At 50.5% G+C, this 11,553-nt stretch carries 11 protein-coding genes; all 11 read right to left on the bottom strand.

Going from position 1 to position 11,553, the window contains the following annotated elements; translation table 11 throughout:
- Positions 1 to 42 precede the first annotated feature (42 nt).
- The gene (locus tag H70357_RS05125; protein WP_038586502.1) at positions 43 to 1,428 is read right to left on the bottom strand and encodes an oligosaccharide flippase family protein; all 1,386 of its coding nucleotides are present in this window, start codon (positions 1,426 to 1,428) and stop codon (positions 43 to 45) included.
- Complete coding sequence (locus H70357_RS05120; RefSeq protein ID WP_038586499.1) at positions 1,394 to 2,893, bottom strand: O-antigen ligase family protein; 1,500 nt, start codon at positions 2,891 to 2,893, stop codon at positions 1,394 to 1,396. Before H70357_RS05120 ends, H70357_RS05125 begins: the two co-directional genes overlap by 35 nt.
- Before the next feature lie 40 nt (positions 2,894 to 2,933).
- Positions 2,934 to 3,707: a WecB/TagA/CpsF family glycosyltransferase gene (locus H70357_RS05115; protein WP_038586496.1), complete on the bottom strand. Its 774-nt coding sequence runs from the start codon at positions 3,705 to 3,707 to the stop codon at positions 2,934 to 2,936.
- On the bottom strand, positions 3,704 to 5,050 hold the full coding sequence (locus H70357_RS05110; RefSeq protein ID WP_038586493.1) for an O-antigen ligase family protein: 1,347 nt from the start codon (positions 5,048 to 5,050) through the stop codon (positions 3,704 to 3,706). Before H70357_RS05110 ends, H70357_RS05115 begins: the two co-directional genes overlap by 4 nt.
- Positions 5,051 to 5,059: 9 nt before the next feature.
- A complete protein-coding gene (locus tag H70357_RS05105) occupies positions 5,060 to 5,995 on the bottom strand; it encodes a glycosyltransferase (protein WP_038598671.1) in 936 nt (311 codons plus the stop codon).
- Between the two features lie 25 nt (positions 5,996 to 6,020).
- Complete coding sequence (locus H70357_RS05100) at positions 6,021 to 6,713, bottom strand: sugar transferase (RefSeq protein WP_038586491.1); 693 nt, start codon at positions 6,711 to 6,713, stop codon at positions 6,021 to 6,023.
- A 42-nt stretch (positions 6,714 to 6,755) separates the two neighbouring features.
- Entirely contained in the window at positions 6,756 to 7,643 is an 888-nt protein-coding gene (galU, locus tag H70357_RS05095; protein WP_038586488.1) for a UTP--glucose-1-phosphate uridylyltransferase GalU, read from the bottom strand.
- A 29-nt stretch (positions 7,644 to 7,672) separates the two neighbouring features.
- The gene (locus H70357_RS05090; protein WP_038586485.1) at positions 7,673 to 8,314 is read right to left on the bottom strand and encodes a CpsD/CapB family tyrosine-protein kinase; all 642 of its coding nucleotides are present in this window, start codon (positions 8,312 to 8,314) and stop codon (positions 7,673 to 7,675) included.
- Positions 8,298 to 9,038 carry a YveK family protein gene (locus H70357_RS05085; protein WP_038586482.1) on the bottom strand — a complete coding sequence of 247 codons (741 nt, stop codon included), beginning with the start codon at positions 9,036 to 9,038 and terminating at the stop codon, positions 8,298 to 8,300. The genes H70357_RS05090 and H70357_RS05085 overlap by 17 nt, the downstream gene beginning before the upstream one ends.
- 409 nt (positions 9,039 to 9,447) lie before the next feature.
- Entirely contained in the window at positions 9,448 to 10,083 is a 636-nt protein-coding gene (locus H70357_RS05080; protein WP_038586479.1) for a response regulator, read from the bottom strand.
- A 23-nt stretch (positions 10,084 to 10,106) separates the two neighbouring features.
- Positions 10,107 to 11,531, bottom strand: coding sequence for a sensor histidine kinase (locus H70357_RS05075; RefSeq protein WP_231578377.1), 1,425 nt, complete (start codon positions 11,529 to 11,531; stop codon positions 10,107 to 10,109).
- Between the last annotated feature and the right edge of the window lie 22 nt (positions 11,532 to 11,553).

Genomic DNA, 11,553 nt, shown 5'->3' with positions numbered 1-11,553 from the left:
GTTTATTTAGCAGCTAAGCAGCTCGCATCGTACCTCTGCTCTCTAACTGCTCGTATCCGCGGGTTTTTTATGAATATAGGAATTCATCGTCGTCTTCATCCACTTAATGTCGTCCCCGTTGATCAGCAGCCGCGGTAGCTTGACCTTCAGGTTGTATTTAATATTGAGAATAATGAACAAGAACCGCAGTACAGCCGATGACAACATCGCCACCCCTGCTCCGAACAATCCGAACTTCGGCACCAGCAGGAAGAGCATCGGGATCACCAGGATCAAGCCCACTCCCTGAAGAATGGATACGAATTTCGGTTTGCCAAGCGCCATAAAGACCTGAGCCAGAATCAGTGTGCCTCCGCTGATCGTAACTTCCAGCAGCAGCAGGCGGAATACGGTCAGCGCCGTATTGAAATCCTTCCCGTACAGCAACGGAATAACGAAGGGGGCCACCAGCATCAGGAACACCGCGCCGAGCAGGGTGCAGGTCGTACTGATCCGAAATGCTTTGAAGGTAAGGGCGATCGCTTCCTCCTTCGAGAGCTCAGAAGCCTTTGGAAAAAGCACCACGGTGATCGAGTTCGAGAAGAAGTTGACCATCCGCGACAAGCTCACTGCTACTGCATACAGTCCCAAATCGGCTGGCCGCAGCAGACCGGCAATAATGATCTGGTCGATATAGCCGGAGAATTGGCCGAGCAGGTCATTTCCGTAAGAGCCGAGGCCATACGTGAATAATCTTTTGAAATTCAGGTATGCGTCCTTCAGCTTCACCCTGTAGGTGCGGAGCAGCAAGATTGTCATTCCGATAAACAGCGGTACGGATGGAACCAAGTAAGCCAGTGCCGTAGTAAATGGATTCATATGATCCGTGAGGATCAGAACGCCAATGGCTGCCAGCGTCAGCAGAGGAACCAGATAACGCATCCAGTTAAAGGTCTTGTAATCCCCTCTGAACTGAAATGCCGCGTTGTTAATCTGCGAGATCACAATCAGCGGACACAGGATCATCGACCATTGCGCAAAAACCACCACCTCCGGACTGAAGGATTCCAGCCAGTAGGGTAGGACAAAGATTCCCACTGTCATGGCCACCATGCCAAACCCAAGGCCGATCATCAGCGCCACCCGGTAGAGCACCCCGGCCTCATCCGGATTCTTCTTGGCATTGTAGATCAGCGCCGAGGGAATACCGAAGCTCATACTGAACGCCAGAAACTGGGACCAGTTCACCATAGCTGTCTGTTCCCCGCGGCCTGTCGGCCCGAGATAGCGGGCAGTCAGCACACCCGTCAGCATGTTAACCAGCAGAATCAACACGCTGACGAACATGGTTTTTACGGCTGCCGAGCTGTTGTCCTTGCTCTTTGTGAATTTCTTGAGCGAGGACCAGACTGTGCTAGTGGGAAGTGATTTCGCGTTCAACTGCTGCATGTGGTGTTCCCTTCTTTCTGCTCTCAATAATCTCTTTGGCGCTTAGCCCAAGGCCGATCAGCATCCATATCAGATATCCCTTGAGTCCGGGGAATCCGTTGTCAGACACCAGGCTGACTACCGCCCCCATCCATGCTGCCAGCGATAGCCGGGCATAGGGCTGAAGACTGTCCTTGCTGGTGACTCTGACCACAATCTGTTTAATGACGGCCCCAAGTGCGCCGAAGAAGAATAAGGCGCCCAGTACTCCAAAGGTAAGCAGCAGTGCGATAACGCCGTTGTCCATGTTGCCGTACTCTCCAAGCTCCCCGCCGTTGCCAATCTTTGTTCCTTGGCCTACACTGCCGATTCCCTGGCCAACCGGATTAGCGGCTACCATCGGCAGCATGTTCTGCCATAAGCTGAGCCGTTCATTATAGGAGTGGTCTTCCTGCACGGAGGTAAGTGTCTCCATGCGGGCCACCAGCCCCTCTGCTCCCGGCAGCTTGGGAACGATCCAGATCAGCGCTACTGCTACAAATCCCAGCTGAAGCAGGGTTTTCCACTTCCCTTTGGAGGGAGAAGAGGCGATGTACACCAGCAGCATAACCAGCAGGACCAGCCAGGCGGAACGCACCAGCGTGGTCAGCAGACAGACCACAACGAGCAGGACACCGATCCAGCGCAGCGTGCCTTGCCATCTTTTCTCCAGAATCATCGGGACGAGGGCGAATACCAGGAAGGTCGCCGCCGGTCCGGGAGAATTCAGAGTGGAAAAGACGCGGATTTCCAAGGGATACGGTGTTCCGATGGACATCATATCTGCATTCCTCATCCAGAAAGCGTCCCAGGGAGGAACCGTCAGATATTGGATGATGCCGTAGATCGCCACCAGGACTGCGATATTGGCAAAAGCGTACAGCAGCCGGTCAATATCCTTAGGCTTGAAACGCGTTACCGCGAAGAACGGAATCAGCAGCAGCGGTACGATGTAGTTAGCCAAATCGTATACCGAGCCTATGCCGTTCTTCGCCAGACCGATCAATGCGCCGTAGGCCAACGCTACCGAGAACAGCAGGATGATCCGCGTGGAGGATTTCCGGATTCTGTGGATTTCCTTCAGCACCGGAATCGCAAGTGTTGCTCCCGTCAGCAGAGGCGCCAGGCTGAGCAGGGATACCGAGTGGTAGACCCCTTCGTACCAGTCGGCGATACGCCGCAGCTCCGGGGCCACCGCCCAGATCAGCAGAGTATAGGCGATCAGGTGTTTCGGCTTCAGCAGCGCCAGCAGGAATGCGGGGAATAGAATCCCTGCCAGAATGACCCCCTGCAGACTGCTGGAAGAGCTGAGCTTCGCACTGGCGAAGCCGATCAGCAGCGGAAGCCCCAGGCACATAGCGCAGATCAGCGTCATCATGACGCCTGACTTCACCGAAGTGAGGGATGGCAATGTCAGGTTGCTTTCATTCTGGCTCATCATCTTCATTTCCCCACCTCCGCCCTATGGCCATCCAAATTTCGTATGTTTACTCAAATCTCCCGCCCTTGATCTTATCCCGCTTGCGCAGCTCTTTAAGCAGCAGGACCAGGAACTGGGCATCATCTACAAGATATCTTTTCCACAGGCGTCCCGGTTCCTGGCTCAGCCGCCAGAACCATTCAAGCCCTGTTTTCTGCATAAAGTCCGGCGCCCGTTTGACGGAGCCCGAGAGGAAATCAAACGTCGCTCCCACGCCGATGGAAATCGGCGCCCGGTAGGAGGTGTAATGCCGGTAGATCCATTTCTCCTGCTTCGGTGCGCCCACACCGACGAATACAATATCCGGCTGGGTTTCGGTCAGCATTTGGATAATACGCTGATTCTCTTCCTCGTTGTGCTCAAAACCGTAGGAGGGAGAATAACAGCCGACAATGTTCATGCCGGGATAAGCCGCCTTTAAATTCTTTGTCGCCCGCTCTGGCACACCTTCCGCCGAGCCCAGAAAGAACAGCCGGTACTTTCTTTGCTCGAAGGCGTCACCCAGGCGGCTGAAGAGATCTGATCCGGAGACCTTCTGCTTCAGCGGCTTGCCCAGCATCTTCGAAGCCCAGATCAGCGGCATTCCATCCGCCACTACGGCACCCGCTTCGGAATATACCGCCCTAAACTCTTTGTCCTTGCGAAGCTTGATCACATGATCGACATTGCAGGTCAGGATGTAGGATTGATTCCTTTCCTTAATGGTCTTGTCAATGTATTCAAGCAGATCCATGAAATCATAGTTATCGAAATTGACATCGAACATATTCACTTGGTTCATCGTATCACTTCTTTTTGTGGGGAATCGGTTGGCTGTGAAGATCGATACAGGCAGTTCAGGTACCAACAGAACGGAATAATGGATTGGACCGTCGACAGCGTGTTGTCGGAAAAAGAATAAATTAGGAACGCTGCAATAAAGAGCAGATAGTAAGGTTTGACCGGCGGTGCCAAAGCTCTGTAAACCAGAAGAAACACAGCCAATAAGGAAAGCAACAGCAGGATGGCGCCGACATATCCTCCATCGAAATAAAACCGGATGTACTCGTTGTGCGGAACCACAAAGCCTTTGTACAGCGACCCGTCATTGGCTACAGTCACTGCGCCGAGTCCTCTGCCCGCAAGGGGCGAATCCTCCGCTTTGTGCAGGAAATATTCCCAGGCCTCCGCCCGTCCCGACAAATCAACACCCGTTTCGGTCGTCCGTTCGAAGGAGCGCTTCTTGATGTTGTCCAGCTGCAGATAGACAGCCGAGACAATCAGGAGAAACGAGCACAGCAGCGGAATCAGATATTGCGTTCTCCCCTTTAAGTACTGACGGGAAATGTCGTAAAAATAGTAGAGAACCATCAAAACCAGGGCTAATATCGGTCCCCGCGTTCCTGTTCCGATCAGGATTAGAAAGTTCAGCGCCAGCACGGTGTAGAAAAACTTGATATGCTGCGGACTCCGTTTCACCTCAATAAATGCGATGCCCACTCCCATAAAAGCCAGCATAGCCAGATGCGCTGGAATGTTCGCCCCCTGTATCCGTATAGCGCCCGTGAACTCGATATCGAGAAATGAATGGATATGAGCCGCCTGCAGCACCACTCCAGCCAGCACGCTGACCAGCGGCAGCAAAGTGATGATGCGGATTTGCTTCTCAGCCACTTCTTTCTTCCAGTTGATCAGGAGAAACACGAAGGGAAGCGACAGACCGATAAAGGCTTTTATGGCAATGGATGAGCTCATCTCCGGCAGCCAGATCGAGAAGCCAAAGGTGATGAACACCAGTGCTACCATGGCCCAGAGCGGAGGACTGAGACGGAACTTCAGGCCGTTGACCAGAATGCAAGGCACCAGAAGCATCAGGATAACCAGCTTGTAGAGGGAAAGAATTTCAATCCCGAACATGCTGCCGTTATACAAGAAGTTAATGGAGATCGCTGTCGTCAACAGAACGAAATAACTGATCAGTTCAGGACGAGAGAGAGAGACAACCAGCAATATAATCAGGAGTACGGCAGCTACCGCAATTGCCGGCTGGTAAATGACCGCTGTTCCGAGGAACAGGGCAGACACCAGGTAGAGCATTCCGTATGGCAAAGCGTTGATTTTTGAGCCCCACCCAAAATTAGTCATTGTCTTCCCTCACCCCGCTGCAGATTGCCTCTTCCGGTTCCAAATCATATGAAGAGTTCCCCGAATACTCTCCAGCCGGCATCTGTTCAGAAGCTTTCTTCCCTTGCTTCTGGAGAGGATCGAATCCGCCATGATATAGACTACTTTGGCGGCCGTCTTGACCAGCAGGATCAGATTGCCCTTCACACCTTCGCTTTTCATAGCGTTGGATATGCCTTGACTGTAATATCTTTTCATAATCCAATCTTCAGTCAGACGGCCTGCCGGTACGAAATGATCGACCGCCATCTGAGGATGATAGAGAATGGAATGTCCTTCTCCCTGTATTTGACCGAATAACCAGGTCTCTTCACCGGAGAGAAGTGAATCTCCCTTTCTTCCGAGCTCCAGAGGAAACAGGCTGATGTCAAATACAAGCTTACGCATAGCCATGTTGGCTCCGCAGGGATGCAGCCGTTTCGGATATTCCCTCACCCGGTCGCCCAGATCTACAATCGTGTAAGGCAGTTCAAACGGCTTAATGAGCCATTCAGGCCGCTTACTTTCAAAGATCGGAGCGATTTTTCCGCCCATGGCCATCACTTCCGGATGTTGTTCAAAACTGTCAACAATCGTTGTTATCCAGGTTCGGCAAGGAATCGCATCATCATCAAGAAAGGCAATGATTGGCGACTTGGAAGCCAGAATCCCCGTATTTCGGGCTGCCGACAACCCCTGTACCGGTTCCAGAAGATAACGGATATCCATCTCTGCTCCTTCCGTCTCCATAAAGCGTTTGGTGACGGACGCCGTATCATCCTTGGAGTGGTTATCCACCACGATGATCTCTGCCTGATGCAGATTCTCCAATGACAGCAGCGATTGAAGGGTTTTGACTAGCAAAACCGATCGGTTATAGGTGCAGATAATGATGGAAATCTTAGGTACATCTCCGTATTCAAGCATCGGCATTCACCCAATTTCCATATTTTTAATAAGCATTTTTGGACCCGAGCAGCATCAGGGCGGTTTTCGCAATGATTTTGAGATCCAGCATCGTGCTCCGGATCTGGATGTAGGTTAAATCCAGCTGCACCATCTCGTCAAAGCCGACGCTGTTTCTGGCATTTACCTGCCAATAACCTGTGCAGCCCGGTGTAACTATGAGCCGCTGCTTGTCGTATTCCGAATACTGCGCCACCTCTTCAACGAGCGGAGGACGGGGGCCAACCAGACTCATATGGCCCATCAGCACGTTCCAGAGCTGAGGCAGTTCATCAATGCTCGTCTTGCGCAGAAATCTTCCCGTCCGTGTAATCCGGGGATCATTCTTGATTTTGAACATTGCGCCGCTCACTTCGTTATAAGCCATCAGATTCGCCTTCAGCTCTTCAGCATTAGACACCATAGATCTGAACTTATACATTGGGAACAGCTTCTCTTCTTTGCCTACCCGGGTTTGCCGGAAGAACACTTTGCCTTTCGGATCCTCCAGCTTGATCAGGACAGCAACAAGAGTGAATAGCGGCAGCAGTACGAGAAGGCCAAGAGCGGAGAAAAAAATGTCGATAATCCGCTTCATCACCAGATAGGAATCCATACCTTTATTCCCTTCTTTGGCATGCAGCATGTAAAGTTTCGGCAGGACGGCCTCATAGTCTTCCGGCAGTTTTTGCATGCTCATTTCTCCTCATTCCTCCTAAAGGTTTTGTGGTTCTCCTCATTTTTAGCTAAGCGTGGTTTGTCCGGCCTTGCTGAGCCATTCCGACATGGCATCCATTACCGGATAGCGCAAGTCCTCACTCTGCAGGGCAAATTCCAATGTGGTTAAAATATATCCAAGGCGTTCGCCGACATCGTATCTCGTACCATCAAAGTTATAGGCATATACCCGCTCGCTTTGATTGAGCTTCTGGATCGCATCCGTGAGCTGAATCTCGCCGCCAGCACCTTTTTCCTGCAGGTCCAGGTATTTGAAGATCTTAGGAGTGAACACATAACGGCCCATAATGGCCAGATTGGAAGGTGCTGTACCCAGTGCCGGCTTCTCGACGAAGTTGTTAACCCGGTAGAGTCTTCCATCCTGCAAATCCGGTTCAATAATCCCGTAACGGTTAGTGAATTCATCCGGAATTTCCTGAACACCAATCACTGAGTTCTGTGTTTCTTCATATTGGTCGATCAGCTGCTTCAGGCAAGGAACCTGTCCGGTTACGATGTCATCACCGAGCATAACGCCAAAGGGCTCGTCTCCGATAAAACGTCTTGCGCACCAAACCGCATGGCCCAATCCCTTTGGTTCCTTTTGGCGGATATAGTGTATTTCTACTTTAGAGGAACGCTGAACTTCTTTAAGCAGTTCCAGCTTGCCGTCTTCCAGCAGCCGGGATTCCAGTTCGAACGCATTGTCGAAATGGTCCTCAATTGCACGTTTGCCTTTACCGGTAACGATAATGATATCCTCGATACCGGAAGCGATGGCTTCCTCTACGATGTATTGAATAGTTGGCTTGTTGATGATCGGCAGCATTTCCTTAGGCATTGCTTTCGTCGCGGGAAGGAAGCGCGTTCCTAGCCCAGCAGCAGGGATAATTACCTTTTTTACCTTTTTCATCGCACTTACCTCCTAAAAGTTTTGTGAGCTCATTTACTATGATTCATGGCAATGCCAAGAATTTTGGTTCCGGTCTGATCCATGAGCGTCTTCAGCTTGCGGAGCGCTTCACGCTTCGATTTGCCGTGCCTTGCCACGATGATGACACCGTCCGTCAGCGGGGCCAGGATTCTTGCATCACTGAACTCCACTGCCTGCGGCGAGTCGAGCAGGATAAGATCGAAGCTTGTTTTCAGCTCTTCCAGCAGAGCTGCCATTTTGTCGTTACCCAGCAGATCCGGCGGACTGACAGCGGTAATACCGGCAGGGATCACGGCCAGATTCGCCAAATTTCCGTAAACTGCGACATCTTTGGTTTCCTCAGTGCCGCCCAGATAAGCGGCAAGCCCATGGCTGCCTTCCACTTCAAACACGGAATGCAGTCCGGGGTGTCTCAGGTTGCAATCCACAACGGCAACCCTCTTGCCATCCTGAACGAAAGAAACCGCCAGATTGGCCAGAATGGTCGTCTTGCCTTCTCCGCCTTCCGCTGAAGTGAAGAGCAGCACTTTGCCTGAATTTCCGCCAAGCAGTCCCAGCTGGCGGATATAGGTGCGCAGCGAGCGGAAGGATTCGGAGATATGCGAGGACGGATTCAAGTCCGTGATCAAACTTTTATTCAGCCGCAACATAAGCGCCCTCCCCTACTCTCGAATTAGCATTTGCTGCTTTACCCAAATCACGTTTGCGGATGGCAGGAATGCTTGCAATGACCGGCAGACCCAGGTCGAATTCGGCTTCCTTCTCACTCCGGAGCGTTCCATTGAGTGTTTCCATCAGCAGGATAATCCCTATTGCAGCCATCAGCGAAACTACAAAACTGATGATGATATTCATGTTGGCGCCACCGTTGATCGGTCCGGGAACATCGGTTGGGTCAGCAGGCGTCAGGAATGTTACATTATCAAGCTTCATCAGTGTCGGCAAGCTGCGGATGAACGACTGTGAAACCGCGTTTACTATCCCAGCTGCTTTACTGTAGCTTTCGTCCTGCACGCTGATATTGATGACCGAGCTTTTCTCTGAAGATTTCACCTGCAGCTTAGACGCCAGCTGGTCTTCCGTCAGATTGAATTCCGGGTGATCCGCTACAACATTCTTCATAATCGTGGGGGATTTCATGATTTCCTTATAGCTCTCGATGAGGTTAAGGCTGAAGTTTAGATTGTTTAGATTGTTGCTCTCGGGTACATTTGCGGTATTATTGACCAGCAGCTGTCCGGAGGCGGAGTAGACGGGTACGACGAAGTTCTTGCTGACGTAGAAGGTGGTGGCGCAGGAGATTAATACAAACACCATGATTAACCATAACCTTTTCTTTATCAGGTTAATGTAATCCAAAATCGTCTTTTCCACAGTAACCCTCCTTCCGCATTAATTCTGAAAGCAATCATGAAAGTTTCAGATATCTTACTTTTATTCTATCAATCCATACGACTTGCCACATGGGTCATACCATCACTTTAATCTTCACTTTCGTGTGAGTCCTATTGGCACTTTAGTGTACCTCTATGGTATACTTTAGTAGTATACGCTTGGTAAATTGTAACAACTTATGGAAGGAACCCCTACACCAAGTCATCAAATTTGCGGAAAGCGTCCAAGAAAAAACGGCCTCACCGCCCTTTTCAAAAGGAAGGCTCAGCCGTTTACGTGTAAAGTATCCCGGTTCATCTGCAGTCCGGAACCTGGAAAATAATAATTCGCACAAAAAAACACGGACCTCTAAGTCCGTGCTCCATTCTTTAAGCCATCATAGCTTATCTTAATCATACGACATTTCATATTTGGTCAGCCCGACTGCATTGGCATACAATGCTGCCTGCGTCCGGTCAGCAACCTGTAGCTTCGCCAAAATTTGGCTCACATGCTTTTTGACCGTAAATTCGCTGATGAACAGGCGCGAGGCGATTTCCCTGTTGCAGGCACCCTGACCCAGCTCAATCAGCACTTCCTTCTCTTTCGGTGTCAATTCATCTGTCGGACTGCTGCCGCTCATCCGCATTTTATCTTCCATTAGGCCGGGGTCATAATACTTTCTGCCCTTATGGACCAGTTGAATCGCAAACAGCAATTCCTCCGGCAGCGCTTCTTTCAGCACATATCCATCAACCAGCACTTCTTCTGCCTTCAGGAAATCCTCCCGGCTTGCCGATGAGGTCAGCAGAATAAACTTGCTGGTCAAACCGTGCGCACGTGCTGCTTTGATTACGTCCAGTCCCGATTCATCGGCAAGCTTCAGATCAATCAGCACAAGATCAGGCTGCGTCTCCTCAATTACAAGAAGAGCTTCTTGGCCATTCGTTGCCTCGCCGGCAAAATGCAAATTGGGCTGCATTGAAATCACAGCTGCCAATCCTCTTCTCACCAAAGGATGATCATCAACAATGACGATTTTCACTTGAACGACCTCCTGCCTAAAATTTATGCATTTTTTAATTCAGCCACACCGACAGGTATCGAAATTAAAATTTTTGTGCCTGCATTCTCACTGCTGGACAATTGAAAATCGCCCCCAAGAGACTGCGCCAGATATTGCATATTCTTCATCCCCAGTCCGCCTGTGTTATCCTCAGACTCCGTCAACAGCAGACTCGTATCAAAACCTACACCATCATCGATTATGGAAAGTCTTATCCATTTTGGCTTAAGTGACAGTTCAACATCCACCCGGCTGGCCGCACCATGACGAATGGCATTGCCGGTCGCTTCAGAGATAATCCGGAAAAGCGCCTTGTGGTAGGGATACGGGAGACTGAAGTCATCACCCGTGATCTTTAGTTCAATCTCCACATCATTCAGTCTGGACAAGCTCTTCAGATGAGACCTTACCATACCCAGCCAGGTTGGACCGCCGCTCTTCTTGGAGCTAAGACTGTAGATTGTAATTCTCAGCTCCTTGGCCACCTTGGTCGCCGAATCATGGATAAGCTCTATCTGCTCCTCCAGCTCGGAATCAGACATTTTCGGCCAGGTCTGCTTTAGCGAGTGAGTGGCATAGACGATGCCGAATAAACTCTGTGAGACACTGTCATGCATTTCATCCGCAATCCGGTTCTGCTCATTCGTGATGATCAGCCGGTTCTCGATGACACCCAGCTCATGGCGTTCAAGAATAATTGCACTAAGCTCCGACAGAAACATCAACTGCTGGATATACCACCGGCGGCCTTCAAGGCCTTCCGAGGACTCCAGCTTCACGCCGATCATGCCAACAAAGCGGGTGCTCATTCTCACCGGCATCAGCAAAAAATCTCCGAGCCCCGGCAGGCTCTTGAATACAGGCTCGCGCTGTAATCTCCATTCATGCTCATGCTTCTCCAGCTCCGAGAAAAGAAAACGTTCCTCTTCCTGCTGCCAGCCGGTCTGCCGGCTCTGCGGTGCAGGCTCACCGCTCTTCTTGGCGAACCAGAACAAGGCTCTGTCAAGTTTGGTAAGCTTTACCACATAATCCGTAATAACCTGGCCTATGTTCATGAAGTCATGCTGGCTTGATGTTTCCACGATATGATAGAGCGATTTAATGTGCTCCATGGTTTCATTGGTCCGCGCGTTTGCTTCTTCCCGCTGCCGCTTGATCCTGTTAACCATCTGCATAATTATAACCGTAAGTACCAGTGCTAGAAACAGGTTGCCATTTGCCAATGCAGCTTCAGCTAAAGTTTTTCCGGCAGAATTAAGAAAAACATAACAAAATACTGCGAATATACCAATGTATCCAAGCAGCAAACTCCATCCGAAATAGATGGATAACGAACCCGCAGCGATCAGCACAGGGTTAAGCACATACAGTCTAAAGGAGCTGTCATATGCACCGGTTAACAGCGTCAGTGCAATAATACCCGCCATTTCTACACTTACAGCTGCCATA

Source organism: Paenibacillus sp. FSL H7-0357, from assembly GCF_000758525.1.
Taxonomy (GTDB): Bacteria; Bacillota; Bacilli; order Paenibacillales; family Paenibacillaceae; genus Paenibacillus_AQ.
This window is presented reverse-complemented; position numbering and strand designations above follow the sequence as displayed.